This window comes from Symbiobacterium thermophilum IAM 14863 (assembly GCF_000009905.1).
GTDB classification, from domain to species: domain Bacteria; phylum Bacillota; class Sulfobacillia; order Symbiobacteriales; family Symbiobacteriaceae; genus Symbiobacterium; species Symbiobacterium thermophilum.
On sequence record NC_006177.1, the window covers coordinates 2184906 to 2210625 of the forward strand.

The 25720-nt window shown below is 69.5% G+C and carries 24 protein-coding genes and 1 pseudogene; 13 read left to right on the forward strand and 12 right to left on the reverse strand.

Annotation, left to right across the window (positions count from 1 at the left end; translation table 11 throughout):
- Window positions 1-13: 13 nt before the first annotated feature.
- Window positions 14-1015: a cytochrome-c peroxidase gene (locus STH_RS10280; protein WP_197525159.1), complete on the reverse strand. Its 1002-nt coding sequence runs from the start codon at window positions 1013-1015 to the stop codon at window positions 14-16.
- Between the two features lie 309 nt (window positions 1016-1324).
- On the opposite strand from STH_RS10280, the gene STH_RS17290 reads away from it, so the two are divergent.
- From STH_RS17290 to STH_RS10305, 5 genes are all read left to right on the forward strand, one after another.
- Window positions 1325-1804 (forward strand): hypothetical protein, encoded by a 480-nt coding sequence (locus STH_RS17290; RefSeq protein ID WP_050742226.1) that lies wholly within the window; start codon window positions 1325-1327, stop codon window positions 1802-1804.
- 13 nt (window positions 1805-1817) lie between these two features.
- The gene (locus tag STH_RS10290; RefSeq protein ID WP_011196175.1) at window positions 1818-3002 is read left to right on the forward strand and encodes an iron-containing alcohol dehydrogenase; all 1185 of its coding nucleotides are present in this window, start codon (window positions 1818-1820) and stop codon (window positions 3000-3002) included.
- Between the two features lie 137 nt (window positions 3003-3139).
- On the forward strand, window positions 3140-4150 hold the full coding sequence (locus STH_RS10295; RefSeq protein ID WP_011196176.1) for a DMP19 family protein: 1011 nt from the start codon (window positions 3140-3142) through the stop codon (window positions 4148-4150).
- Between the two features lie 68 nt (window positions 4151-4218).
- A complete protein-coding gene (locus STH_RS10300) occupies window positions 4219-6186 on the forward strand; it encodes an aldehyde ferredoxin oxidoreductase family protein (protein ID WP_158506914.1) in 1968 nt (655 codons plus the stop codon).
- An 11-nt stretch (window positions 6187-6197) separates the two neighbouring features.
- Window positions 6198-6434: a MoaD/ThiS family protein gene (locus tag STH_RS10305; protein WP_043713891.1), complete on the forward strand. Its 237-nt coding sequence runs from the start codon at window positions 6198-6200 to the stop codon at window positions 6432-6434.
- 82 nt (window positions 6435-6516) lie between these two features.
- On the opposite strand, the gene STH_RS10310 is transcribed toward STH_RS10305, so the two are convergent.
- The 5 genes from STH_RS10310 to ltrA all read right to left on the reverse strand — a co-directional run bounded on the left by STH_RS10310 (window position 6517) and on the right by ltrA (window position 12073).
- A complete protein-coding gene (locus tag STH_RS10310) occupies window positions 6517-6699 on the reverse strand; it encodes a hypothetical protein (protein WP_011196179.1) in 183 nt (60 codons plus the stop codon).
- 15 nt (window positions 6700-6714) lie between these two features.
- Window positions 6715-7680 (reverse strand): dimethyl sulfoxide reductase anchor subunit family protein, encoded by a 966-nt coding sequence (locus STH_RS17295; RefSeq protein WP_011196180.1) that lies wholly within the window; start codon window positions 7678-7680, stop codon window positions 6715-6717.
- Window position 7681: 1 nt separating this feature from the next.
- Entirely contained in the window at window positions 7682-8332 is a 651-nt protein-coding gene (locus STH_RS10320; RefSeq protein ID WP_011196181.1) for a 4Fe-4S dicluster domain-containing protein, read from the reverse strand.
- Window positions 8333-8345: 13 nt separating this feature from the next.
- On the reverse strand, window positions 8346-10550 hold the full coding sequence (locus STH_RS10325; protein WP_011196182.1) for a molybdopterin oxidoreductase family protein: 2205 nt from the start codon (window positions 10548-10550) through the stop codon (window positions 8346-8348).
- Window positions 10551-10783: 233 nt separating this feature from the next.
- The gene (gene ltrA / locus STH_RS10330) at window positions 10784-12073 is read right to left on the reverse strand and encodes a group II intron reverse transcriptase/maturase (protein ID WP_011194155.1); all 1290 of its coding nucleotides are present in this window, start codon (window positions 12071-12073) and stop codon (window positions 10784-10786) included.
- Window positions 12074-12744: 671 nt separating this feature from the next.
- Here ltrA and STH_RS17300 point away from each other — a divergent pair.
- A complete protein-coding gene (locus tag STH_RS17300; RefSeq protein ID WP_050742228.1) occupies window positions 12745-13458 on the forward strand; it encodes a DsbA family protein in 714 nt (237 codons plus the stop codon).
- A gap of 9 nt (window positions 13459-13467) precedes the next feature.
- Here the strand turns inward: STH_RS17300 and STH_RS10340 are convergent.
- A pseudogene (locus STH_RS10340) lies at window positions 13468-13680 on the reverse strand (thioredoxin family protein); the annotation flags it as partial.
- A 12-nt stretch (window positions 13681-13692) separates the two neighbouring features.
- Entirely contained in the window at window positions 13693-14130 is a 438-nt protein-coding gene (locus tag STH_RS19430) for a glutaredoxin (RefSeq protein WP_011196185.1), read from the reverse strand.
- A 301-nt stretch (window positions 14131-14431) separates the two neighbouring features.
- On the opposite strand from STH_RS19430, the gene eutS reads away from it, so the two are divergent.
- The 3 genes from eutS (at window position 14432) to STH_RS10360 (ending at window position 17777) form a co-directional block, all read left to right on the forward strand.
- A complete protein-coding gene (eutS, locus tag STH_RS19435) occupies window positions 14432-14770 on the forward strand; it encodes an ethanolamine utilization microcompartment protein EutS (protein ID WP_011196186.1) in 339 nt (112 codons plus the stop codon).
- 228 nt (window positions 14771-14998) lie between these two features.
- A complete protein-coding gene (locus tag STH_RS10355; RefSeq protein ID WP_050742229.1) occupies window positions 14999-16480 on the forward strand; it encodes an ethanolamine ammonia-lyase reactivating factor EutA in 1482 nt (493 codons plus the stop codon).
- Between the two features lie 25 nt (window positions 16481-16505).
- Window positions 16506-17777: an ethanolamine ammonia-lyase subunit EutB gene (locus STH_RS10360; RefSeq protein ID WP_011196188.1), complete on the forward strand. Its 1272-nt coding sequence runs from the start codon at window positions 16506-16508 to the stop codon at window positions 17775-17777.
- Here the strand turns inward: STH_RS10360 and STH_RS10365 are convergent.
- The 3 genes from STH_RS10365 to STH_RS10375 all read right to left on the reverse strand — a co-directional run bounded on the left by STH_RS10365 (window position 17758) and on the right by STH_RS10375 (window position 20372).
- Window positions 17758-18258, reverse strand: coding sequence for a hypothetical protein (locus STH_RS10365; RefSeq protein WP_011196189.1), 501 nt, complete (start codon window positions 18256-18258; stop codon window positions 17758-17760). The two genes, STH_RS10360 and STH_RS10365, sit on opposite strands and share 20 nt — an antisense overlap.
- A gap of 65 nt (window positions 18259-18323) precedes the next feature.
- Window positions 18324-18710: a DUF1992 domain-containing protein gene (locus STH_RS17305; protein ID WP_011196190.1), complete on the reverse strand. Its 387-nt coding sequence runs from the start codon at window positions 18708-18710 to the stop codon at window positions 18324-18326.
- A 141-nt stretch (window positions 18711-18851) separates the two neighbouring features.
- A complete protein-coding gene (locus tag STH_RS10375) occupies window positions 18852-20372 on the reverse strand; it encodes an MDR family MFS transporter (protein WP_011196191.1) in 1521 nt (506 codons plus the stop codon).
- 174 nt (window positions 20373-20546) lie between these two features.
- On the opposite strand from STH_RS10375, the gene STH_RS18835 reads away from it, so the two are divergent.
- A complete protein-coding gene (locus STH_RS18835) occupies window positions 20547-20705 on the forward strand; it encodes a hypothetical protein (RefSeq protein ID WP_158506920.1) in 159 nt (52 codons plus the stop codon).
- 135 nt (window positions 20706-20840) lie between these two features.
- Here STH_RS18835 and mtnA read toward each other — a convergent pair whose 3' ends face one another.
- A complete protein-coding gene (mtnA, locus tag STH_RS10380; protein ID WP_011196193.1) occupies window positions 20841-21920 on the reverse strand; it encodes an S-methyl-5-thioribose-1-phosphate isomerase in 1080 nt (359 codons plus the stop codon).
- Between the two features lie 827 nt (window positions 21921-22747).
- On the opposite strand from mtnA, the gene STH_RS10390 reads away from it, so the two are divergent.
- From STH_RS10390 to STH_RS10400, 3 genes are all read left to right on the forward strand, one after another.
- Complete coding sequence (locus STH_RS10390; RefSeq protein WP_011196195.1) at window positions 22748-23755, forward strand: hypothetical protein; 1008 nt, start codon at window positions 22748-22750, stop codon at window positions 23753-23755.
- 198 nt (window positions 23756-23953) lie between these two features.
- Window positions 23954-24304, forward strand: coding sequence for a hypothetical protein (locus tag STH_RS10395; RefSeq protein ID WP_043713893.1), 351 nt, complete (start codon window positions 23954-23956; stop codon window positions 24302-24304).
- A gap of 241 nt (window positions 24305-24545) precedes the next feature.
- Window positions 24546-25409, forward strand: a complete 864-nt coding sequence (locus tag STH_RS10400) for an AraC family transcriptional regulator (RefSeq protein ID WP_043713894.1) — start codon at window positions 24546-24548, stop codon at window positions 25407-25409.
- Window positions 25410-25720 lie beyond the last annotated feature (311 nt).

A 25720-nucleotide genomic window follows, 5' to 3' on the forward strand; every position in this document is an offset into this window, starting at 1 on the left:
TTTGTGACGGTGTCTATTCGGCCGGCAGCACCGGCACCTCGACCTGGGGCATCTCGCCCACCAGGGACCGCAGGAAGGCGACGATGTCGTCCCGCTCCTGGTCGCTGAGCTCGTAGCCGAGCTGCACCCGGGCCATGATGGTCACGGCCTCCTCCAGGGTCTCCACCGAACCGTCGTGGAAGTACGGGCCGGTCAGCGAGACGTTGCGCAGGGTCTGCACCCGGAAGAACTTCTCGTCCTGCGGGTTGTTGGTCCAGCTCGCCTTGCCGGGGTCGCTGCCCCAGTCGAACTTCATCATCGCACCGCTGGAGAGCGCCGGGCCGGCGTGGCAGGAGGTGCAGCCGATGCGCTCAAAGGTCTCCATGCCGCGGATGGCCTGCGGCGAGAGCGCATTCTTGTCGCCGCGCAGGTAGCGGTCCAGCGCGTCGTTGGGCGTGATCAGGGTGCGCTCGAAGGCGGCGATCGCCTTCACGATGTTGTCGAAGGTGATGGGATCCTCCTCGCCGGGGAAGGCCTTCTCGAAGTATTCGTGGTAGCCCTTGATCGACTTGATCCGCTCCACGGCCATGTCGGCGGGCATGTTCATCTCGGCCTCGGCCTGGATCGGGCCCTTCGCCTGCTCCTCCAGGCCCTGCGCGCGGCCGTCCCAGAACTGGTTCTGGAAGAACGCCGCGTTCAGCACCGTGGGGGCGTTGCGCGGGGTCCTCTGGAAGCCGTGACCGATCGAGGTCGGGAGACGGTCCGTGCCGGCCAGCCCGAGGTTGTGACAGGTCGCGCAGGAGATCACGCCGCTGCTGCTGAGCCGGGGATCGAAGAAGAGCAGCTTGCCCAGCTCGACCTTCTCGGGGGTGGTGGGGTTGTCCGGGTTCTCGGGCGCTGCGACGATGGTGGCGAAGCTGCCTTGGCGAACTTCGGTAAGCTGACCCGTCGACTTGGTGGAGCTCGAGCTGCAGCCAACGGCCATCACAAGGACGAGAGCTCCGACCAGCGCCATCATGCGCGTCCGTCGAAACATGACTGCATCCTCCTCAACCTGATTCCGCGGCGTTCGCCGCTTGTAATCTCACGATAAACTAGAATCTTTCTAAGGGCAAAGACGCAGTCTTGATATCCGTCATAATGCCGGGTTATGTCCTGTGTGAGGCCCGAAAGTCCCGCCACGAAGGCTTTGGCGGTTTCGTCACAAGCCTCTGCCGCCGCGGGGCCTGCTATACAAAGGGACTAGAGCCCCGACCCGATCCGGTGTCCGTACAGGATTCCGGACATTCTCCACCGAATTGGCATATCCGTCAGGCGAAGCGTTGGTCAAAGGGGGCGGTTCCGCTTGCGGCGGCTCAAGGCGCTTGGGGTGCGGGTTCTGCTCTGGTTTCTGGGCCGCGGCGCGTGCGCCTGCGCCCGGCTGGACAGCCGCGTCGCGGCCGAGGTGGCCGGATGGGCGGAGGGACAGCGGCTCTGCCTGCGCATCGGTTCCGCCGGCCCGGCCATGGCCCTTGCCAAGGAAGGCGGGCGGTTGCGCTTCCTGGGCCTCAGGACCGTGCCGGAGGCCGACCTGGTCATCCACTTCAAGCACCTGGAGGGAGCCCTGCCGGTCTTCCTGGGGCAGCAGTCCATCGCCGGGGCCTACGCCCAGCGGCGCATGACCCTGAGGGGCGACCTGACCTTCGCCATGTCGGCGGTCCGTGTGTTGCTCATCACCGAGGCGTACCTCTTCCCCGGGATCATCACCCGCCGCATCATGCAGCGGGTGCCCCGGCGGGAGGTCTCGATGGGGCGCGTCTACCTGCGCACGCTGCTCCCAACCTGAGGAGGTGCCTGCCGTGCTTCCGCGGTATTATGAGTTCTACAATCCGGTCAAGGTGCTCTCGGGCGAACACGCCCTCGAGAACCTGCCCTATGAGATGGCTCATCTCCATGCGAAGCGCCCCATCCTCCTCACCAATCAGCAGCTGGTGGAAGTGGGGCTCACACGCATCCTGCAGGACGCGCTGCGGGGTTCGGACCTGACCATCGCCGCACAGTACACGGAGATCCCCCAGGACTCGTCGATCCACGTGGTCAACGCCGCCGGCCGGGTCTTCCGGGAAGCCGGCTGCGACTCGATCATCGCCCTGGGCGGCGGCTCGGTCATCGACACCGCCAAGGGGCTGCGGGTGCTGATCGGCCAGGAGACCGACGACATCATGCAGTACATGGGCGCGGACATCCTGCAGCCGAAGCGGCGCGTGCCCCTGGCCGTGGTGCCCACCACCGCCGGCACGGGCTCGGAGGCCACCCTGGTGGCGGTCATCGCCCACCCGGAGCGGCAGGTGAAGATGGAGTTCGTCTCCCACCACCTGCTGCCGGACCTGGCCGTGCTCGACCCACGCATGACCCGCTCGCTGCCGCCCCGCATCACGGCTTCCACGGGCATGGACGCGCTGGTGCACGCGATCGAGGGCTACACCTCGATCCAGCGGAACCCGCTCAGCGACGCCTATGCCTGGGCGGCCATCGAGCTGATCCGGGAGTACCTGCCCCGGGCGGTGGCGAACGGCCAGGACACCGAGGCCCGCCTCGCCATGGCCAACGCGGCCCTCATGGCCGGCGCCGCCTTCTCCAACGCCATGGTGGGGCTGGTCCATGCCATCGGCCATGCGGTGGGCGGCGTGGCCCGGGTCGCGCACGGCGACGCCATGGCGATTCTGCTGCCCCACGTCATGGAGTATAACCTCGACATGCTGAGCGACCGGTACGGCCGCCTGCTCCTGGCCCTGGCCGGACCCGAGGTCTATGCGGCGACTCCGGACAACGTGCGCGGCTCCCAGGCCATCGCGGTGGTGCGGGCCTTCGCCGAGCGGCTCCACCAGGCGTGCGGCCTCCCCCTCCGCCTCCGGGACGTGGGCGTCACCGAGGCCCAGCTGCCCGCCATCGCCCGCACGACCATGAACGACGGCGCCCTGCTGATGAACGCCAAGGAGGCGGGTCCGGACGACGTGATGCAGATCCTCCGGAAGGCCTTCTGAGCAGGCGCGCAGGCCGCTCGAACCCCGAGCATTCCGCGGTTCCGGCGGGCAACGCCGCGGCCGTCACGCGGCCCCCCGCGGGCGTAGGCTGTGAAGACGACGGCGGCCAGGGCGCCGACCGCGCCCCAGAGCAGCCCGTGGCCCCGAAGTGGCTGCGCGGGCGGCCGGCCCTCACCGTAGATCTGGTGGAGCCGCTCCAGGAAGGCCCGCCCGGACGGATCGCGGGTGGCGGGATGGGTAAGCGGCGAGCACTCGCCGGCCCAGTACTTCCCCTCCCCGTCTTCATGCCGATGTACACCTCGGTCCCGGCGAAGGGCAGCGGGCGGTACACGCTCCAGGTGTACACGAAGGTCACCGTCTCCGGGCCGGAACCCCGGAAGTACCGGTCGACGTCCAGGGTCACCTCGGCCCTCTTCAAGCCCATCCCTACGTCCCGGAGGCCCCGCTCGGCGCCGGCCGCACCGGGCGCCGTTGCACGGGAGGTTCCGCAAGTGCGCAGAAGAATCGCCATCGCCTCGTTGCTGGCCGTCGCCCTGGCGGCGGCCTTGTTCGCCGGCAGGAGCTTTGCCGGCCTGCCCGGGAGGCCGGGCGTTCGGTGGGAGGCGAGACACATCCGCATCGACGAGGCCCGCCTCGCCGCCATCGACGACGTGATGGACCTGATCGAGCCCCTGTGGTGGACGGTGAACATCTCCAGCCCGGAGGCCTATGAGGCGAGCCTGGCGCCCTTCACCCGGGGCCAGCGGCTGGTGTACGCCCTCCAGATGTACCGGCTCGAGGTGGACAACGGCGGGCACGGCCAGTTCTACGGCAACTCCGGCGGCATCGTCTGGCGCGACGCCCTCGAAGGGTTCGAGCTGTTGGGGCTCCGGGAGCTGGCGGACAACCTGCGCGCGTCGGCGGCGCTCCTGGGCGGCGATCCGCCCCTCGACCGAGGTGAGCGGGAGGCGCTGCTCTCCGAGCTTCGGCCCGACTTCGCAGAGATCACGGAGCAGTTCTGGAAGCTGGAGGCGCAGCACGACGTCGATGGGGCGATCCTGGCGTACGCCCGGGCCCACCCGGAGGAGTTCCTGTTCGACGGCGTGGTGCGCGTGCCCACGTCAGACACCGTAATACTCCGCCAGTTCATCATCTGGTTCTTCCCATAGCCGGAGGTCCGGCGGCACGAAAGAAGGTGAAGCGCATGCCCTCCCAGCTGGGAGGCTACATGGGACGAATGCTCAGGATCGACCTCACCACCCGTGAGGTGACGGAATACCCCATCACAGACGAGCAGCGGCGGCTCTACCTGGGCGGCAAGGTGCTGGCCGCCCGGATACTCGCCGACCTGATCACCGGCCCCCTGGACCCCTTCGGGCCCGAAAACGTCATCGTCGTCACCACCGGGCCGCTCACCGGCACCGGCGCCCCGATGGCCAGCCGGTTTAACGTGTCCACCATCTCCCCCCTCACGGGGCTGCTCACCTCCTCCAACTGCGGCGGCTCCTTCGGGCTGCACCTGAAGAAGGCGGGCTGCGACGGGGTGGTGATCACCGGCCGGGCGGAGGGCCCGGTCTGGCTGGAGATCACAGAGGACGGTGTCCGCTTCCACGACGCGTCGCCCCTCTGGGGGATGACCACCGGCGCAACCCAGGCGGCCCTGCCGCCCCGCACCGGCAAGCTGGTCATCGGACCGGCGGGCGAGAACCGGGTGCGCTACGCCGGGCTGGTCAGCGACGACCGTATGGCCGCCCGGGGCGGCGTGGGCGCGGTGTTCGGGGCCAAGAACCTGAAGGCCCTGGTGGCCCACGGCCGCAGAGTGGTGCCCGTCGCGCGCCCGGAGCGGTTCCGGGACCTGCAGAAGGACTGGGTGCAGGAGCTGCGGTCCCATCCCATCACCGGACGGCAGCTCCCCCGCCTGGGCACCGCGGGGCTGCTGAGCGGGATGCAGGCCCACCGGATGCTGGCCACCCGCAACTTCAGCCGGGGCCGCTTCGACCAGTTCGACGCCGTCTCCGGCGAGACCCTGGCCGAGGAGCACCTGGTCCGAAACGGCGGCTGCACGGGCTGCCCCGTCCACTGCGGGCGGGAGGTGATCCTGCCCGAGAAGGCGGGGAACGGGGCGCCGGAAGCAGGGGACGCCGCGGCAACCGGCTGGGGGCCCGAGGTGACGCCGGCGGCGGCGAACGGCCGGGCGAGTGGTGGCGGGCGCAAGGGGCGCCGGGTCAAGGGGCCCGAGCTGGAGACCATCGTCCTGCTGGGGCCCAACCTGGAGAACGCCGACCTGGCGGAGATCATCCGCCTGAACCACCAGCTGGACGAGCTGGGGATGGATTCCATCTCCACCGGGGGCACCATCGCCTTCGCCATGGAGCTGAACGAGAAAGGGCTGTGGGAGAACGGCCTGCGCTTCGGCCGGGTGGAGAACCTGTCTCAGCTCCTGGACGACATCGCACACCGGCGGGGCATCGGCGACCTGCTGGCTGAGGGCAGCCGCCGGCTCGCAGAGCGCTTCGGCGGGAAGGGCTTCGCGATGCAGGTGAAGGGCATGGAGCTGCCCGCCTACGAACCTCGGGCCGCGGTGGGCCAGGGGCTGGGCTACGCGGTCTCCAACCGGGGCGGCTGCCACCTGAACGCGGGCTACCTGGCCGTGCTGGAAGGGCTGGGGCTCGAGATGGACCCCTACACCCCCCGGGCGAAGGCGGCCCTCACGATCCTGATGCAGGATCTGATGGAAGCCATCTCCGCCGCGGGCAACTGCCTGTTCAGCTCGTACGACGTCTTCCCCGCCGCCCTGCTCAACCGGCCCAACGGGTGGCTCACCCGGGCGGTCAACCGGCTGCTGCCCTGGGCCGGAGGCCCGGTCGCCCTCCTCCTCCGGTTGCGCTGGATGCCCGTACACCTGCCCGGGCTGCCGCTCACGCGGGCCCTGGAGGCGGTCACCGGCATGAAGATGGACCTGGGCCGGCTGAAGCTGATCGGGGAGCGAGGGTACAACCTGGAGCGGCTGGTGAATACCCGCCTGGGCATGACGGCAGCAGACGACGACCTGCCCGAGCGGCTGAAGGCGGTGGAGCAGGTGCCGGGGGATCCCCGCACGAAGGTGCCCCTGGAACCCATGAAGCGGCAGTACTACCGGCTGCGGGGCTGGACGGACGCCGGCGTGCCCACGCCGGGGTTGCTGCGCCGGCTCGGGATCCAGTAGGGGGTGAGCCCATGGTCACGGTGCGCCTGTTCGGCACGCTGCGGCTGGATGCCGGGCGGCGCCGGGTCGAGGTGGACGCGGCGACGGTGGCCGAGGCGCTGGAGAAGACGGCCGCTGCCCTGGGGCTGGCCGACCCGGGGCCCCTGCTGCAGGGGGCAGTCTACGTCAACGGCGAACGGGCGGGGATGCGCACCCGCTTGAAGGACGGGGACGAGCTGTACCTGCTCTCCCCTGCCGCGGGCGGATGAACTGGATACGAGGGGCCGGGCCCCGGCCGCCGGATGGGCGGCCGGGGCCCGGCTTGCGTGCGACCTGCCGCGCCACCGGCGGCTAACTCAGGTTCACTTCCGTGTACCCGTACATCTCCACCTTCGCCTGGCGCTGCGCCGGCCGGGCCAGCCGCCGGGCTGCCGCGCGGGCCCCGGGCAGCCCCCTGCCCCCGGCCGCGACGGCCAGGGCCGCGAGGGCTCCGGTAAGCAGCGTCAGGAGAGCATTTCGCCGGGTCGTCTTCATCCGTCGTCCTCCCCTCTAGAACCAGGGCTGGCCGGTCAGGTAGAACAGCGCCCGTCCCGCCAGATGGCCCAGCAGCGTGAGCACCATGCCGAAGGAAGCCAGGCCCCGGCAGAGCCGCAGGCTGCCGCCGCGCCGGCAGATGAGCCACAGCGCTGCGCCGACCGCCGCGGGCGCCCCGATTGCCAGGGCGACCTCCGCCCCCAGGAGGAGGCCGTTGGCCTCCACCGCCTGCCGGGCGACCAGCAGTGCCGTCTTCACCGTATCCGCCCCCACCGCCGCCTTGCCCGCCGCGCCGGCCGTGGCCAAGGCCGCCGCGGCGCCGGCGGACAGGTAGGTGAGCCGGCCCGCCAGGCCAAGGGCGTACACCGCAGCACCCCCCAGCACAGCGGATCCCAACCGCCCGAAGCCGCTGCGGAGGACCTCGTCCGCGCCGCTGCCGGCAAGGCCCGCGGCGAGGCCCTGCGCCGCCGCCACCGCCAGCGGCCCCAGGGTGAAGGCGGACCCGAAGAACAGGACGACGGTGGACCAGTGGTTCCACATGGGCCGGCCGGGGATCAGGTAGATCATCGCCTGGGTGACGACGGTCAGCGCGCCGACCGCCGCGCCCGCGGCGCCCACGGCGCGGCGAGCCTTGTCCGCCGACGGCCGCCACCACCACAGCAGCGTGTACAGGGCGATGAGGCCGAAAAAGAGGCCGGTCGCCCAGATCTCCCGGGACATCCAGGAAGTCTCCCAGTGGCGCAGCGCCCGGACGGCCAGCAGCGGCCGGCCCAGGTGGGTGGTGGAGAAGAGCAGGCCCACCGCGGCCGCGGGCACCAGCACCGCGGTCCCCAACCGGGTGAACCGGGACCGGGCGGGGTCCGCCGCCCCGGCCAGCCGCAGGTCGACCGCGGCCAGGGCCCACAGGGCCCCGACGGTGAGCTGGATCAGGACCGTGAAGATCACAAGACTGTACTGTGCTTCGTGCAACCACGCCGCCATGCTACCGCACCTCCCCCGCCGCGGCCACCACGGTTTCCGCCGCACCCCCGACGCTCGTCCCGTCACCGGCAGGTGGCGCGACCCGTACCTGACGATCAGGCTGCGGCCCTTTCTCCGGCCAGGCGAACCGGGTTGCCGGCCGGGTGACCGACGGGTCCGGGAAGCCCGGCGCCTGCCGCACCGCCTGCCGCTTCTGCGCCTCGTGGGCCACCACCTCGCCGAAGCTGAGCGCACCGGTCAGGCAGGCCTGGACGCAGCGGGGCAGCTGGCCCTGGTCCACCAGTTGGTAGCAGCCGTTGCACTTGGAGACCACGCCCTGCTCGGGGTCGAACTGGGGCACGCTATACGGGCAGGTCCAGGTGCAGTATTGGCAGCCGATGCAGGCGGTGGGGTCGTGGATCACCAGACCGTCAGCCCGCTTGGTGTACGCTTCCACCGGGCAGCCCTTCATGCAGGCCGGATCCTCGCAGTGGTTGCAGGCCAGGCTCAGGTGGACCCGGATGGCCTTGGGAAACTCGCCCGTCTCGAAGGAGCGCACCCGGCGCCAGCGGATCTCGGGCGGCAGCCGGTAGAAGTCCTTGCAGGCCGCCTCGCATGCCTTGCAGCCGATGCACTTCTCCATGTCCACGTGAAAGCCGAGCTGTGTCGTCATCCGCGGTCCCCCCTCACACCCTGCGCAGGCGCACGGCCTGCTGCTTGTAGTTGGGCTCCTTGGAGAACGGGTCGACCGCCCAGACGGTCAGCCGGTTCACGGGGCCCTCGCCAAAGTGCATCGGGACGAAGCAGGAGCCCGGGGCCACCTGGGAGGTGACCACCACCTTCGCCTCGATCTGGCCACGCCGGCTCTCGATGCACACCCGGTCGCCGTACTGAACGCCCAGGGCCTCCGCGTCCCGGGGGTTCAGCTCGACGTAAGCGGTGGGCACCAGGGCGTTCAGCTCCGGGACCTTGCGGGTCTTGGTGCCGGTGTGGTAGTGCTCCTGCACCCGGCCGCTGTTCAGGTTGAAGGGGTACTCGCCGTCGGGGACCTCGGGAAGCTCGATGGGATCCACGGCCCACAGCACGGCCCGCCCGTCGGGGGTGTTGAACCGTCCGTCGGCGTAGAGCCGCGGGGTTCCGGGCGACCGCTCATCCGGGATGGGCCACTGGAGCCCCTTGCTGGCCTCGATGCGGGCGTAGGTCGCGCCGGAGTAGTCGTTGGGCCGTCCCCGGGTCACCCGCTTGATCTCCTCGAAGCACTCCTCGGTGGTGCGGTAGGGGAACAGGTGGCCGAAGCCCATGCGATCCGCGACGTCCAGAAAGATCTCGAAGTCCGTCCGGGCCTCGCCGGGCGGCTTCACCGCCGGCTTCAGCAGGTTGAGCCGCCGCTCCGAGTTGACCATGATGCCGCTCTTCTCGGCCCAGAGCGCCGCCGGCAGGAAGATGTGGGCGTACTGGGCGGTGTCCACGGTCTCGAAAGCGTCCTGCACCACCAGCAGCTCCAGCTTCTCCAGCGCCTGCCGCACCCGGTTCTGGTCCGGCAGCGACATGAGCGGGTTGGTGCAGATGACCCAGAGCGCCTTGATCCTGCCCTCCAGGATGGCGTCGATGATCTCGGTGATGGACGGGGACTTGTCCGGCAGCGTTGCCGGATCCACGCCCCAGAGCGCCGCGATCTCGGCCCGGTGCTGGGCGTTGCCGATGGCCCGGTAGCCGGGATACGAAGAGGAGCCGCCCACCTCCCGGGAGGCCATCGCCGCGGGCTGCCCGGTGATGGAGAAGGAGGCGCAGCCCGGCTTGCCGATCTTGCCCTGGATCAGGTTCAGGTTGTGGAAGCAGTTGTTGGCGATGGTGCCGTTGACCGACTGGTTGATGCCCATCACCCACATGGAGAGCGACCGCTCGGCCCGTCCGTAGAGCAGGGCGGCCGCCTCGATGTCCTCTGCCGGCACGCCGCAGATCCCGGCGGCGTACTGGGGCGTGTACTTCCGCAGGTGCTGCTCCAGTTCCGGGTAGCCGGTGGTGTGCGCGTCGATGTACGCCCGGTCGATGAGCCCCTCCCGGATGATGACGTGGGCCATGGCGTTCAGGAGCACCACGTCGGTTCCCGGCCGGATGGGCAGGTTGATGGTCGCGATCCGGCTCACCTGGGTGAGCCGCGGGTCGACGCAGATCAGCCTGGCCCCCTTCTCCACCGCCTTCACCACCCGGCCGAACAGGATCGGGTGGCACTCGGCCATGTTGGAGCCGGCGATCAGGATCACCTCGGCCGCCTCGATGTCCGCGTAGGCGCCCACGGGGCCGTCGGTGCCGAAGGAGCGGATATGACCCATCACGGCCGAGGCCATGCAGGTCCGGGTGTTGCCGTCCAGATTCGGGGTGCGGAAACCCGCCCGCATCAGCTTGCCGAGGGTGTAGAACTCCTCCATGCAGAGCTGGCCGGTGTTGTAGCAGGCGATGGACTCCGGCCCGTAGTCGGCCAGCAGCTGCTTCAGTTTGTCGGTCATGGCCGTCAGCGCCTCGTCCCAGGTCGCCGGCACCATCTTCCCGTCCTTCCGGATGAGCGGGCGCTTGCCCCGGTCGGGCGCCGTAATGATCTTCCACTGATAGATGCCCTTGGCGCAGAGCAGGCCGTCGTTCACCGGATACCCCTTGGTCCCGCGGATGGCCACGGGAACCCCGTCTTTCGTGCCGATCTCGATCCCACACCCGGTGCCGCAGAAGCCGCAGGTGGAGTAGGTCCACGTGTCCGGCTCCACGTGCCCGGGTGCGAACCCGCCGCTCACGTAACTGCGGCCGTCCCCTGCGGCGACGGCGCCGGCTGCCCCCAGGGCCGCCGTCGCGGCCACCGAGAGCTGCAGGAACGTGCGGCGGCTGATCCCGCCTGTCATGGGACAACCTCCTTTAACGCTTAAACAAAAGATCTTGCTTCAAATTGTATGGAGGGGCCCCTTCCCATCCCAGTACCCTGTTGGCCAAAGAAAGGCGCATCATCGTATCAAGCCTCGGCCCGAGGCGTTCTTGCTGCCGCGGAACCAAAGCACTAGGGCGGACGACCGTGCCCGGGTGCGAGCACGGGCCGTGCGGACGATCGAGTAGGAGGGGGCGGCTAGCCCCCGTCCTCTCACACCACCGGACATGCGGGTCCGCATCCGGCGGTTCGCCAGGATTGACGAGTCGCTTCATAGCATTCGGTCAGGCTTATCAGCCCCTGGGCACGCCAGTAGGCGTCGCCCAGGGCGCTGTTTAGTGGGCCACCTGCCATCCGCCACGGGCCTTTGCGGCTGTTGGCGAGTTGGTGGACTACCCATTCGGGCAAACCGAGGGCGCGCAACTCCCGAAAGCGCGTGCGTACACGCTTCCACTGCTTCCATACGCATGCTCGCAGCCGACGCTTCAGCCATCCTTCGAGTCTTTCAAAGGCTGACCTGGCATCGGAGAGCGCATAGTACCCAACCCAGCCCCGCAAGTAAGCATTCAGGCGCCGGATTCGGTCCTCCATGCTCTGGCTGCGGTTGCGGTCCGTCAGCGTGCGGAGCTTGTCCTTCACGCGCTTCAGGCTCTTCGGGGCCAGCCGGATGCGCACTCCCCGGTGCTTGTAGAAACTAAACCCGAGGAACTGCCGCTTCCACGGCCGGTCCACTGCGCTCTTCTCCTCGTTGACCTTCAGCCGTAACCGCTCCTGCAGGAAGTGGCGCACGCTCCTGTAGACCCGTTCTCCCGCCCGCTTGCTGCGGACGTAGATGTTGCAGTCATCGGCGTACCGGACGAAGTGGTGCCCGCGGCGCTCCAGCTCCTTGTCGAGGTCATCCAGCAGGATGTTCGCCAGCAGCGGGCTCAGCGGACCGCCCTGCGGCGTCCCTTCCTCCGTCGCCACGACTACCCCGTTCAGCATGACCCCAGCCTGTAAGTACCGCCGGATCAGCCGCAGCACACGCTTATCCGTTACCCGCCGCGCCACGCGGGCCATCAGCACGTCGTGGTTGACCCGGTCGAAGAACTTCTCCAGGTCCATGTCCACGACCCAGTCGTACCCTTCCTCCACGTACTGACGTGCCTTCCTGACCGCATCATGACCCCGCCGCCCCGGCCGAAAGCCGTAGCTGGATTCGGAGAATGTCGGGTCAAAGATCGGCGTCAGTACTTGCAGGAGTGCCTGTTGGATCAGGCGGTCCATCACGGTGGGAATCCCCAGCATCCGCTTGCCGCCGCCCGGTTTCGGGATTTCGACCCGGCGGACTGGCTGCGGTCTGTAGGTCCCCTGGAGCAGTCCCTCACGGATGCGGCTCCACTCCACGCGAATCTGGTCCCGCAGCCGTTCGGTGGGGACACCGTCCACGCCGGGAGCGCCTCCGTTCCGCTCCACCCGTTTCAGGGCGGCCAGCATGTTCTCCCTGGCCACCACCTGCTCCATCAGGTTGCTGTGCTCCCCGCGGGGTAACGTTCCGTCTTGTGCCGGCTGCCCACTCCGCCCTCTCGCCGTCCCTTGCGGCTTCACCGCTACCTCCGGCGAGCAGGTCCCGTTCGGGGTCTTCTGCGTTTGTCGCGGGCTGCTCGAACGCAACGGGTTCACCCCTTTCCTGACGTTCGGCCCTTCCCGGTTGGGGCGTCCCCCTGCCGGTACTATGGCCTTTGCTGACTTCTGCCGGTTCAGCTGCGTCTCCCGACGCAGGTTACCAGCGTTGCTGGCGTTCCCGGCAGATCTCCCCGGGTAAGAACGCTGACCTTCACCCCGCACCCGCCCCATCTACCGCACCGCCCTTTGGCAGCTTCGGGTTTTGCTGTGTTCGGCCAGCTCACCCGAGCGGCACAGCCTCCTATGGGGTTCGTGTTCCTCGGGTCGTGGCTTTGCCTCGGGCTTCCTTCAGATTCCGCCTCACGACGGACACCCTTGCCTTTGGCTAACGGGCTGGTGCTGCCTCGCCCGTAGCGGACTTTCACCGCCAAGTCAGCGCCCATGCCGGGCACACCGAAAGGCCCCGCCCGGCTCGGCCGGACGGGGTTACTTTCTGTTAGTTGGTTGTTGTCTTTCAACCGTATGTTCCTTTACAATGGACCAAACTATGCCAAAGGAGCGACGTGGGAATGTCCAAGGCTAAAGGGGGGCGCTCCCTCAACCGGAAGAAGGACAGGAGCCTGTGGTGGGTCATCGGCGTCGCCGTGGGGGTCACCGCGGCGCTGATTGTGGCCAGCAACGTCACCGCCCGCAGACTGGGCGAGATCGTCCTGCCCAGCATCATCCTCACCGACCAGGAGCGGGGCGCGGACCGGCACGTGCTCGGCAGCGCCGACGCACCGGTGGAACTGGTGGAGTTCAGCGACTTCCGCTGCCCGCACTGCCGGGAGTCCCACGAGATCCTCGGGTCGCAGATCGAGGAGCTGGTCGCGGAGGGTACCGCCCGCTACGTCCGCAAGCACATGCTGGTGATCGACCCGTCCGACACCTCGCTGAACGCGGCCGAGGCCGTGGAGTGCGCGGCGGACCAGGGATACTACTGGGCGTTCCTTGACATGCTCTTCGCGAACCAGGCCGCGCAGGGGCAGAAGTGGACACGCGACGCGATGAAGACCTACGCCCGGGAGCTGGGGCTGGACACGAAGGCCTTCAACGAATGCATGGACCAGCAGAAGTACCGGGACAAGGTGCTGGCTGACAGCGCCGAAGGGTACAGCACCCCCGGCATCACCGGCACCCCCTCCTTCCTGGTGAACGGCGAACTGCTGCGCATCCGCAGCTACCAGGACGTCATCAGCGCGGTCCTGGCCGCGGCGGGCCAGTCCCCGGGGCAGGGGCAGTAAGGCACCCGCTCATTCCCGGGCGGCCTGCAGCAGCGCCGCCAGAAACCGCTCCTCCGGGCCTCCCCCTGCCAGGGTCACCCTCCGGGCGCCCTCGATGATGGTGTGGGGCACGGACCGGACGCCGTTGCGCCGGGCCAGCTCTCCAAACGCGGCGGCGTCCACGGCGTAGGCCCGGATGCGGGGGTTCTCCATCGCCGCCATGTGCGCCAGGCGGACCGCCTGGGGGCAGCGGGGTCACGTCGGCGTCGAGTACACCTGGACGGTCAGGTCCCGGTCGACGGTGCGGACCAGCGCCCGGGCCGGCGGCGAGAGGCGGGTCTCCCCGTGGGAGACGTCGATCAGGTCCTCCAGCAAGACCACCAGGTCCACGCCCATGGGCACGCCGTAAAAGCGGATGCGGGTGTCGCGGCCGGCGCCGTCCAGGAGGACGAGCGCCGGCGCCTGCTTCACGCCGTACGCGGCCGCCTCCGCCCGGGCTTCCGGCCCGGACCGGGCGACGACCCGGATCCGCCCGTCGGAGAGCGAGGCCAGATCGGCGAGCAGCGCGCGCAGGGCGGCGGTCGAACGATCGTGCTCGGTGGCGGAGAAAAAAACCATCTGCACCGGCGCCCGGAGGTGCTCGGCGAAGAGGCTGCTCACCTGCCGGCGCTGGGCAGCGGACAACGCGACCAATCCACGTTCCTCCCCGGGAGCTCCCCTCTTGCGGCGGGAGCCCCTTTTCTATGGTTCCGTATTCGTGGCCTGGGCTTGCGGTCCCTGCCCCGCGCCCTCCCAGGCGTCCGGAACCGGGGCGCCGGAGCCGCCGGGCACACCCGGTCCCCAGTCAGGGGCCAGAACGCAGGGTGGCAATATACGCAGAGATATTCCTTCAGTCCACTGCTCAGAAGAAGGATTATCTGATTTCATATCGAATTCGGACTTCACCGTTCCTGCTCACGGCCTGCCGCGGCTCCGCACCGGGAGGTGTACACCTGTGGAGGAGAGACAGCGCATTATCCAGGAGTACGTCCCCGGCAAACAGGTCACCCTGGCGCACCTGATCGCCCACCCGACGCGGGAGCTGTGCGAGCGGTTGGGCATCGAGCAGGCCGGCGCCATCGGCATCCTGACGATCACCCCGGGCGAGGGGGCAATCATCGCCGGCGACGTGGCCACGAAGGCCGCGGCGGTGAGCATCGCCTTCCTGGACCGCTTCAGCGGCGCCGTGGTGATCTACGGCGACGTCGCCGGCGCGGAGACGGGGCTGAGGGCCGTGAACGAGACGCTGGGCGAGGTGCTGAAGTTCACCCCCAGCCTGATCACCCGGTCGTGACGGGCGCTGCCGCAGGCGGACCGGTCTGACGGCGCCCGCGACCTTGCGGCCCGGCGACGCAGCCGGGCACAGGGCGGCGCACCCTGTCCCGCCGCGGTGGCATACACAACGGAAGAGTGGGCGGACAACGGCGTCCGCACCCGGGCAATGGGGCCCACCGCCCTCACCTGTGCGTGAGGGCCGTGGGTCCTTTGTGCATTTTTGTCACGGGAAGGGGGATGGCCGCGCATGCCGAGGCGGGACTGCGACCCCAAGGTGCGCGACAGCCTCACCAGCATCGGCATCGACATCGGCACGACCTCCACCTGCCTGGTCGTCAGCCGGCTGACCACGGCCCGGCTCGGCGGCGTCCACGCGCTGGCGTCGGTGGAGATCACCGGGAGGGAGGTGCTCTACCGCAGCCCCGTCATCTTCACCCCGCTCATGGACGAGGCCCGGCTGGACGGTGACGCCATCTTCGCCTGGGTCCGGGAGCAGCTGCGCCGGGCGAACCTGACCTGGGGCAGCATCGACTCCGGCGCGGTGATCATCACGGGCGAGTCGGCCCGGCGGGAGAACGCGCGGGCCGTCGTGGAGCGGCTGTCCGGGGATGCGGGCCGCTTCGTGGTCGCGACGGCGGGGCCGCAGCTGGAGGCCATTCTGGCCGGACGGGGCAGCGGCGCCGCGGCGCTGTCCCGGGAGCAGAACCTCCGGGTGCTCAACCTGGACGTCGGCGGCGGCACCACCAACGGCGCGCTGTTCGTCGGAGGCGAGGTCGAGGCCACGGTCTGCGCCCACGTGGGCGGGCGGCTGGTCCGCGTCGATCCCGACACCGCCCGCATCACCGGCGTATCGCCGCCCGCCCGCCGGGCGGCGGAGATCCTGGGCGTCCGGATCGAACCGGGGCAGCCGGCCAACCCGGAGGCGCTCTGGACGCTCTGTACCGGGATGGCGGAGGCGCTGCACGAGCTGATCGGGGGCCGGGCGGAGTCGGAGCTGGCCCGGGCCCTGGCCATCGGGCCGCCTCCCCCCTCCCCCGTCCGGGCGGACGTGGTCACGTTCTCCGGCGGCACCGGCCGGGAGCTCTACGCCGCAGCCGAGCGCCGGTCGCTGAAGGAGGTCACCCGCTACGGGGACATCGGCCCCATGCTCGCGGACGCCCTCCGTCTGGGGCCGACATGCCGCGCCTTTGCCCTGCGGGAGCCGCCGGAGACGGTCTACGCCACCGTCATCGGCGCCGGGATGGAGGTGCTGGAGCTGAGCGGCTCCACCATCTTCCTGCATGCCGAGGGGCTGCTGCCGCTGCACAACGTCCCGATGGTCAGGCCGCCCAACCTCGATCCGCTGGCGCCCGCCGAGGCCATCGCCGCCTCGGTGCGCCGGGGGCTGGCCTGGTTCGAAACCGGCGGAGACGGGCCCGACCAGCCGGTGGCCGTGGCCTTCCCCGGGCTGCCCCATCCCCGGTTCGAGCAGGTGCGCAACCTCGCGGCGGGGCTGGCCGAAGGGGTGCGCCCGCTGGTGGAGCGGGGCCTCCCCGTCATCGTGGTCCTGCAAGAGAACATCGGCAACGTGCTGGGCCACAGCCTCGCCGCGCTGCTTCCCCCCGGCCACCCGGTGATCTGCGTCGACCAGATCCGCACCCAGTCCGGGGACTACCTCGACATCGGCGCGCCGCTGTATGGGGGCATCGTCGTCCCCGTGGTCGTGAAGAGCCTGGTGTTCCACAGCTGAACCACTGCGCTGAGGAGGGAAAGGGATGATCCTCAAGACGACCCTGCGCGGCCAGGTCTACCAGTTCCGATCGGTCAAGGAGGTGCTCGCCAAGGCCAACGAGCTGCGCTCGGGCGACGTGCTCGCCGGGATCGCAGCGGAGACCGAGGCGGAGCGGGTGGCCGCCAAGCACGTCCTCGCCAACCTGACCCTGGAGGACCTGCGCAACAACCCGGTCATCCCCTACGAGGAAGACGAGGTCACCCGGGTCATCCAGGACGCGGTCAACGAGCACGTGTACCGGCAGATCAAGGGATGGACCGTCGCCGAGCTGCGGGAGTACATCCTCTCGGACAAGGCCGACGCCCAGGAGATCCAGCGGATCAGCCGGGGCCTGACGTCGGAGATGGTCGCGGCGGTGGCCAAGCTCTGCTCCAACCTGGACCTGATCTACGGCGCCAGCAAGATGCACAACGTCGTGCAGTGCAACACCACCATCGGCCTGCCCGGCACGCTCGCGATGCGGCTGCAGCCCAACGACCCCGTGGACTCCATCGACGGCATCATGCCCCAGATCATGGAAGGGCTCTCCTACGGCATCGGCGACGCGGTGATCGGCATCAACCCGGTCAACGACGATCCCGAGTCGGTCTCCCGGCTGCTGTGGGCGGTTTACGAGTTCATGGAAAAGTGGCGGATCCCGACGCAGCAGTGCGTGCTCGCCCACGTGACGACCCAGATGCGCTGCATCCGGGACGGGGCCCCCGTCGGCCTGGTGTTCCAGTCCATCGCCGGCTCGGAGAAGGCCATGGAGGCCTTCGGCGTCTCGGTGGAGATGCTGGACGAGGCCCTGGAGCTGGTGCGCAAGTACGGTTCCGCCAAGGGGCCCAACCTGATGTACTTCGAGACCGGGCAGGGATCGGAGCTTTCGGCCGACGCGCACCACGGCGCCGACCAGGTCACGCTGGAGGCCCGGTGCTACGGCCTGGCCAAGCGGTACCAGCCGCTCCTGGTCAACACCGTCGTCGGGTTCATCGGCCCGGAGTACCTCTACGACGCCAAGCAGGTCATCCGCGCCGGCCTGGAAGACGTGTTCATGGGCAAGCTCACCGGCATCTCCATGGGCTGCGACGTCTGCTACACCAACCACATGAAGGCGGATCAGCACGACATCGAGAACCTGGCCGTCCTGCTGACCGCCGCGGGCGTCAACTACTTCATCGGCGTGCCGATGGGCGACGACCCGATGCTCAACTACCAGTGCGGCGCGTTCCACGACGGCGCGGCCCCGTGGCGCATCACCAGATCCAGACCATGATCAGCGCCGCCGCGACACCGCCGACGGCGAAGAGCGGCAACATCGGCAGCATCGCCTTCACATGAAACCACTTCTGGCGGTACTCCCGATCCATGTGTTCCGTGCCCGGCAGGCGGATCCGTCTGATGTTCGGGAAGAGGACCCAGTCCAGAAAGCAGGTGTCGAACACCGCCAGAACAAGGCCATAGCCGTACACGGCCATCAGACCTTCCCCGAAGGTGTCGGCGCCCGCCCACTTGGCCATCCAGGCGAAGAGAAACAGGAACGCCGTCAGAGCCGCTGCCTTCTTGATCCCCATGATCACCGTCAGCTTCCGTCTCGCCGCTTCTTTGCTCTGAGAGCGGTAATACTCGGCTTGAATCTCGGGTGGGTAGGAGTTGATGAAGCTGACGGGGTTCATCAGGAGCATACCGAACACCAGCACACCGAACACCAGGCACATCACGAGGCAGGCTGCGAGAAAGCGGGCGATGCTGAACATGCCCTGCACCCCCGGTCATGACCTGTCCCGGCGACGCCATCCCCCGGGCCCATGGCCCGTCACGATCACTCCCGGTACCGCAGCTTGTCCAGGATGCCCCGGGGCTTGTTCAGGTTGAACAGCATGATCTTGTCGTTCAGCTCCTGGATGCGGGCCTGGCGCTCCGGGTGGTCCTTGGGGTGGGTCGCCAGCCACTCCCTGTCCTCGCGTATGGACTTCTCCAGCTCGATCCAGAGCGGCGCCACCTTGTTCTCACGCAGGATGCGGTTGACCAGCCACGACCCCTCCTTGGCGTAGGGGTCGGGCTCGTCCCTGTCCAGGTCGATGGGCTTGCCCTTGCCGGGGAGGTTGTCGAACTCGCCGCGGCGCATGGCGTCGGTGATGATCTCGTCCAGCCAGCCCGCCGAGAACTTCTGCGGCGGAGGCGTGTTGCGTTCCCTGTCGTCGGTCACCGTGCGCGCCCCCCTCATCAGGATGTGGTTCGTCGCGCGGGTTGTCCCGTCTGATAGACGTTGGTTCCGGCCCCATGCGGCTCATGGGCGCGGGCGCAGGCTCCGTCTGGTTCATGCCCGCGGCCTGCCCGCTCGGCGCCCCTAATCGGCCGTGCTCGCCTGCGGCGCCTTCTCGGGTGCAAACCGCAGATTGGGCAGCAGCAACGCCGCGGCCAGGCTGAGCACGGCGGCCAGGAGCATCACCAGGTGGACGTTGCGGAGTGCGTCCGCCAGCGCCTCCTGCATCGCCGCCTGCAGCTCCGGGCCGAGGGCCGCGCGCTGCGCGGGATCCAGGAGCCGGTTGGCCCACTGGCCCGCCTCGGCGGCCGTCCTCGCCGCCACGCCGGGGATCCGCTGCAGCCGGCCCAGCAGGTCCAGGTTCATCACGCCGCCCATCGCCGAGACCCAGATCATGCCGCCCAGGGTGCGGATGAACTGGAACGAGGCCGTGGCGACCCCCCGCTGAGCCCAGTCGACCGAGGACTGGATCCCCAGGATGAAGGCCAGGGTGGAGAAGCCCATCCCGGCGCCGATCACGAACGTCACCAGGGCCAGCAACACCTCGGGGATCTCGGCCATGGTCCGCGCCAGGGCCACCAGCGCGGCAGAGCCGGCGACGTTGAGGCCGAGCCCCAACAGGGCCGAGGGGCGCACACCCATGCGCACGATCAGCCGGCTGCCCAGCACGGCCGCCAGCGGCCAGCCGATGGAGAGCCAGAGCAGCGAGGCCCCGGAGCGGGTGGCGGAGTAGCCCTGCACCCCCTGCGCCCAGATGGGCAGGTAGACGGAGGTGCCGTACATCACGCCGCCCACCATGAGCGACGAGAGGTTCCCCCAGCCGATGACGGGGATCCGGAACAGCCGCAGGGGCAGGATCGGGTCCAGGGCGCGCCCCTGCGTCCAGAGGAAGAGCAGGAGCAGCACGGCGGCGCCGCCGGCCATCCCGAGGATCTGGGGCGACCCCCAGGGCAGCTGGCTGCCACCGGTGAGCAGCACGAGCAGGAGCAGGGTCATGCCGCCCGTGAGCGTCACCGCTCCCAGGTAGTCGACCCGGGCCTTCCGCCGCTGGACCCGCTCGTCGAAGTGGCGCCAGACCATATACAGGGCCAGGGCGCCCAGGGGCAGGTTGATGTAGAAGAGGTAGCGCCACGAGAGGTAGTCGACCATCAGCCCGCCCACCAGCGGTCCCGCCAGGGCGGAGAAGCCCCAGACGGCGGAGAACCACCCCTGCACCTTCGCCCGCTCCGCCGGGGTGAAGATGTCGCCCAGGATCGTCTGCACGGTGGGTTGCATCGCGCCGGCCCCCAACCCCTGCAGGGCGCGGAACAGGATCAGGGCCTCCATCGACGGTGCCGCGCCGCAGAGCGCCGAGCCGATCACGAAGATGACCGCGCCGATGGTGAACGTTCTCTTCCGTCCAATGATGTCCGCCAGCTTGCCGTAGACCGGCATCGTCGCGGTGGAGGTGAGCATGTAGGCCGAAACGAGCCAGGTAAGCATCGAGAAGCCGCCCAGGGATCCGACGATCCGGGGCATCGCCGTGTCGACGATGGTGACGTCGACGGCGGTAAGAAAGCTCGCCAGCATCAGGGCGAACACAGTTAACATCCGACGGTCACGCACGCGGGCACCCCTCCCCCTGCCCTTTGGGACGTGCCGCGATGGCGGCGCGCTACGGCCGCCCCTGGGGACACAGGTTCCAATCCAAGCCGAGTCGGCACGTCACGGCCGGTGTCACCGGGCGGAACATCTCCGTCCCCTGTCCTGCGTATCGCTCACATGTGGGGGGATCGGGCCGTGCGCAACCGCACCGCCGGCTGGATGCTCTTCTCCAGTGCGTGCCTGCTGCTGGGGCTCTCCCTGCAGCCCGTTTCGCCTAATGCGGTCCTCGTCGGGTTCTTCGCAGGGTTTGCCTGTGCACTGGCAGCCGTCGTCAGCTACTTGTTGGGATACTGAACGTCCGTGCAGAGATCGGCCCGCACTCACCGGATTGGAGTGCGGGCCGATCCCTTTGCCGGCTTCTTTGTGGTCTCGGAACGCCCCTTCCGCCTCCCGGACCCCTTCACGGCCCGGGAACCGGGCCGCCGCCGGTCACGCCCGGCGCTCCGCCTCCTCTTTCCGCCGGAACAGCTCCTTCAAGGACTCGGTGTACGGCGGCCGGGCGATTCCGTACTCGGTGATGATCGCCGTGATCAAGTCGGCATCGGTGACGTCGAAGGCCGGGTTGTAGACCTTTACGCCCTCCGGCGCCATCCGCTTCGCGTACCACTGTTCGGTCACCTCTTCAGGCCGGCGCTCCTCGATGACAATGTCGGCGCCGGTGGGGCATCTCAGGTCGATCGTCGAGGTGGGTGCGCACACGTAGAACGGGATGCCGTAGTGCCTGGCCAGGATCGCCACGCCGGAGGTGCCGATCTTGTTAGCGGTGTCGCCGTTGGCGGCCACCCGGTCGCAGCCGACGAAGACCGCGTCCACCCAGCCGTTCTTCATCACCGCGGAGGCCATGTTATCGCAGATCAGGGTCACGTCGACCCCGGCCTGCATCAGTTCGTAGGCGGTGAGCCGGGCGCCCTGCAGCAGGGGCCGCGTCTCGTCCGCGAACACCCGGAAGTTGTACCCCCGCTCCTGGCCCAGGTAGATCGGCGCCAGGGCGGTGCCGTAGGCTGCCGTAGCCAGCGCGCCCGCGTTGCAGTGGGTGAGAATCCCCATACCGGGCTTCAGCAGCGAGAGGGCGTACTCGCCGATGGTGCGGTTGGCCCGGGCGTCCTCCTCCCGGATCGCCTCCGCCTCGGCCCGCAGGGCCTCCTTGATCTCCGGGATCGGCCGGTCCCGATGGCGCAAGAGACACGCCTCCATCCGGTCCAGGGCCCAGAAGAGGTTCACCGCCGTCGGGCGGGCGGAGGCGAGATACGCCTTCACCTGCCGGAACTCGTGGTAGAAGTCCTCGAAATCGGCCGCCTCTGACCCCTTCACCCCCAGGTAAAGCCCCATGGCCGCGGCGATGCCGATGGCGGGGGCCCCACGCACCCGCAGCGACCGGATGGCCTCCCACGTCTCCTCCGGCGTGGTGAGCCGCAAGTACCGGGTCTCGTTGGGAATCAGGGTCTGGTCCACAATCACCAGGGCGCTGCCCGCGTCATCCAGCGCCACCGGCTCGATCTGCTTGGGCATCATCGCACCAGTTCTCCCCTTTCTCCGTCGCGGCCGCCCCGTTCAGCCACCTCCGGGGGGCGGCAGCCCGGCGCATGGCCGGGCCGCCCGCCGGCCGTGTCACACGCAACACCATCGTACCATACCCGCGGCCTGGCGCCGACGGGTCGTTGCCCCCCCAATCCCCCGGCTCACCGGCCGTCGCCGGGCCTGGTGCAAGACCTGTCCGCTCCCGCTGCCGTCCACCGTTCGTCAAATAGATCGGATCTTCAGAATCCACAGGCTGGCGCAACACCCATGGCCGGACGCCGACCAGCCGGCCTTTCGTGGTGTCCAGGGCATGGGCCCGCCACCGGCGGGATGCCAAGGAGCGCTTCCCCCGACGCAGCGCCGGCCGGTCGGTCCGATTCAATCACGGCGCCTCACGGAGGTGGGAGCATGCGACGACACTTCACCGTGGCCATGGCGGCGCTTCTCGCCCTGATCACCGGGCTCGGCCTCGCCGCCGGACCCGTAACGGAACCCGGCTCTGCCCGCCGGACGGGACAGGTGCAGGATGGGACCACCGCAGCCTCTGCGACCTGGCCGCGGACCCTGAGGGGGTCGTCCTCACCTTCTCCTTCCCGTCCGGGACCCCTGTGGAGGCCGTGCGGGCTGCGCTGCAGCTGGAGGGCGAGGAACCGCTCCTCGCCGAGGTCGTCCTGGGGCCCCGTCCATCCCCCGCCCTCCCCGGTCCGGCGCAGCGCGCAGGACCAACCCGCGTCCGGGCGGCGCCCCACCCAGGGCGACACCCCTCCTTCCGCCACGCCATAGACTGGCGGTGAACGTACTTCCGAAGGAGGATACCCATGCAACTGCCGCCCTGGTTCATGCCGGGCTGGCCCGTGCCCCTCGCGCAACGACCGCCCTGGGGACGGCCAGATTGGAACAACAACGACTGGAACGACCGGGACGATGACGACCGGGACGACGGGCGCGACGTGGAGTGGAACCTGCGGCAGGAGGGCGGACCCCTCAGCCGAACCGGCTGGTCCAACTGGCGACGCATCGGCGCCGGGACCACCCTGGACTCCCCCGCCCCCGCCACCTACCAAAACGACCTCCACCTGTTCGTCCGCGGCACTGACAGCGGCATCTACTGGAACCGGATGAGCCGTCGCACCGGCTGGGGCGAGTGGTGGGAGGTGCCCGGCCAGGGCCGGACGCCCAGCGCACCCGCCGCCACCGCGTACCGGGGTTCCCTCCACCTCTTCGTGCGGGGCACCGACAACCGCATCTACCAGAACCGGCTGACCGGCAACCGCTGGAGCCGCTGGACCGAGGTGCCCGGCGGCGGGCTCACCACCAGCAGCCCCGCCGTGACCGTGCACCAGGGCGCGCTCTACCTGGCGGTGCGGGGCACCGACAACGCCGTGTACGTACAGCGTTATGACGGTCAGTGGCAAGGCTGGCAGCGGGTGCCGACGGGGGCTACCTCCGATGCCCCGGCCATCGTGTCGTACATGGGCGCCCTGTGGCTCTTCGTGCGGGGCACCGACAACCGCATCTACTACGCCGTGATGCGCGCCCCGAACCAGTGGTCCGGCTGGACCGAGGTGCCGGGCGGGGGGCTCACCCCCAGCGGCCCCGGCGCCGTCGTCTACCGGGGCAACCTCTACGTGGTGGTGCGGGGCACCAACGACGGCATCTACCTGAACGTGCGCGACCCCAGGGGCCAGTGGTCCGGCTGGACCGAGGTGCCCGGCCAGGGGCGCACGCCCAGCGGGCCCAGCGGGGTCCGGTTCGCCGACCGGCTGTACCTGTTCGTGCGGGGCACGGACAACGGCATCTACACCACCGTGCGGACGCGGCGGTAGCCGCTGCCGCGCCACAGCACGCCGCCGCTCGGGCAACGGCCCGGGCGGCGGCTGCTTTCCGCCGTCCCGGGCTGTCGCGCGGCCGTGCGGGCACGCCGATGCAGGTCACCTCGGGACCGCGGGCGAATCACCGGGGTGGAGCGCGACCAGCCTGCTGCGTGCCGGGCCGGCACGACGGCTTCTCCGGAGGTGGCGAAGATGCGGAAGGCGATCCTGTTCCTGGCCGCGCTGGCGGCGGTGCTGGGCGGCGTCTGGCTGTACCCGGTGGGCGGGCGCATCTGGACCGCCACGCAGGTCTCGGGCGTCGCCCTCGTACGGGAGGGCCGGCGGGCGGAGCTCTCGAATCCCGCGGCGCTCCCGCATGCCGCCCAGGACGCGCTGCTGGCGGCGCGGCTCGACCGGTTCCGCCGGCTTGCGCCCGCGCTGAGGGGAGGACCGTGCGTGCCGCTGGACCTCGCCCTGCGCAAGGGAAACGTATGGGTAAACGTGTCGCTCAAGTGCACGGACGGGCTGACGTTCGATGACATCGACCGGGACGCCTGGCGATAACCGCTGCACCCCGCGTCACTGCAGTTCCCGAGGCGGCCGTTGTCGTGGGGGTCGAACCGGCCGCGCCCAAGGCACCGGACGCGCCATGCACACCAAGTCGCCTGACGCTCCGGCACACACTGCATGTCACCCGGTGCCGCGGCGTGGCAAGCCCTCCCGGCTACCCTGCAATCGTTGCACCGGAACCGTCGGGCGGCCGCGCGGCTCACCTGTTATGGTTGGACACGAGGGAGGTCATGACGTGAATCCGCTGCACGACCTGAACGGCGCCCTGGACTATATCGAGGCGCACCTGGACGGCGAGGTGGACATCCGGGCCGCGGCCCGCATCGCCGGCTGCTCGGAATACCATTTCCGCCGGATGTTCGCCACCCTGGCCGGAATGCCGATCTCGGCATATGTCCGCCGCAGGCGGCTCACGCTCGCCGCACAGGAGCTGACCGCCGGCGCCCGGGTGACCGACGTGGCCCTGAAGTACGGCTACGACTCGCCCGACGCCTTCGCCCGCGCCTTCCAGGCGGAACACGGCTTCCCGCCGTCGCAGGCGCGGCTTCCGGGACGTGCGCTGAACGCCTTTTCCCGCATGGCCTTCCAACTGACCATCCGAGGGGGCACAGACATGCGCTACCGCATCGTGGAGAAGGAACCCTTCCGCATCGTGGGCATCATGCGCCGCGTCCGCCTGCAGTATGAGGGGGTCAACCCCGAGATTGCCGCCATGTGGAAGGACCTGGGCATGGAGCAGATCCAAGAGCTAATCGCCCTGTCCAACGTCGAGCCCAAGGGCATCATTCAGGCCTCGCTGAACTTCTCGGAGGGCCGGGCGGACGGCGGGTCGCTGGAGCACTGGGTCGGCGCGGCCACGGACCAGCCCTGCCCGCCCGGCTTCCAGGCGCTCGAGGTGCCCGCGCTGACGTGGGCCGTGTTCGAGTCGGTCGGCCCGTTCCCAGAGACCCTGCAGAGCACGTGGGCCCGCATCTACGCCGAATGGTTCCCCTCCTCCGGATACCAGGCGGCGGAAGGGCCCGAGATCCTGTGGAACGAGACCGACGACGTCTCCTCGCCGGAGTTCCGCAGCGAGATCTGGATCCCCGTCAGGCGCTGACGGCTACGGCGACGGAGCTGGTCTAGGGCCGCATCATGCCCCAGGCCGCTCCGTCGGGCGTGGAAGGTTGCAGCCGCCACCCCTTTCGGGGCGGCGGCTGCGCTCATCGATGTCACCGACCGGAACCTTCCGACGCCGGCCGGTCTGCGCTGGCTGACACCTGCATGGCGCGTGCTTGGTCGTCGTCAAGGAATGGCAGTCGGCCGTCTGCCGCCAGACGTCGAAGCGGCACGCCGACGCCCACACGCTGCCACCGTCCGGTCCGCCCCTGCATGCGTCGCCGCGTCTGAGCCGCACACGACCAGCCACGG

Bases quoted from the DNA above. Each gene is read 5' to 3' on its own strand.
- STH_RS10280 (WP_197525159.1), bottom strand. From the start codon at position 1,015: ATGTTTCGACGGACGCGCATGATGGCGCTGGTCGGAGCTCTCGTCCTT.
- STH_RS10300 (WP_158506914.1), top strand. From the start codon at position 4,219: ATGCTCAGGATCGACCTCACCACCCGTGAGGTGACGGAATACCCCATC.
- STH_RS10305 (WP_043713891.1), top strand. From the start codon at position 6,198: ATGGTCACGGTGCGCCTGTTCGGCACGCTGCGGCTGGATGCCGGGCGG.
- STH_RS10310 (WP_011196179.1), bottom strand. From the start codon at position 6,699: ATGAAGACGACCCGGCGAAATGCTCTCCTGACGCTGCTTACCGGAGCC.
- STH_RS17295 (WP_011196180.1), bottom strand. From the start codon at position 7,680: ATGGCGGCGTGGTTGCACGAAGCACAGTACAGTCTTGTGATCTTCACG.
- STH_RS10320 (WP_011196181.1), bottom strand. From the start codon at position 8,332: ATGACGACACAGCTCGGCTTTCACGTGGACATGGAGAAGTGCATCGGC.
- STH_RS10325 (WP_011196182.1), bottom strand. From the start codon at position 10,550: ATGACAGGCGGGATCAGCCGCCGCACGTTCCTGCAGCTCTCGGTGGCC.
- ltrA (WP_011194155.1), bottom strand. From the start codon at position 12,073: ATGGAGCAGGTGGTGGCCAGGGAGAACATGCTGGCCGCCCTGAAACGG.
- STH_RS17300 (WP_050742228.1), top strand. From the start codon at position 12,745: ATGTCCAAGGCTAAAGGGGGGCGCTCCCTCAACCGGAAGAAGGACAGG.
- STH_RS10355 (WP_050742229.1), top strand. From the start codon at position 14,999: ATGCCGAGGCGGGACTGCGACCCCAAGGTGCGCGACAGCCTCACCAGC.
- STH_RS10360 (WP_011196188.1), top strand. From the start codon at position 16,506: ATGATCCTCAAGACGACCCTGCGCGGCCAGGTCTACCAGTTCCGATCG.
- STH_RS10365 (WP_011196189.1), bottom strand. From the start codon at position 18,258: ATGTTCAGCATCGCCCGCTTTCTCGCAGCCTGCCTCGTGATGTGCCTG.
- mtnA (WP_011196193.1), bottom strand. From the start codon at position 21,920: ATGCCCAAGCAGATCGAGCCGGTGGCGCTGGATGACGCGGGCAGCGCC.
- STH_RS10390 (WP_011196195.1), top strand. From the start codon at position 22,748: ATGCAACTGCCGCCCTGGTTCATGCCGGGCTGGCCCGTGCCCCTCGCG.
- STH_RS10395 (WP_043713893.1), top strand. From the start codon at position 23,954: ATGCGGAAGGCGATCCTGTTCCTGGCCGCGCTGGCGGCGGTGCTGGGC.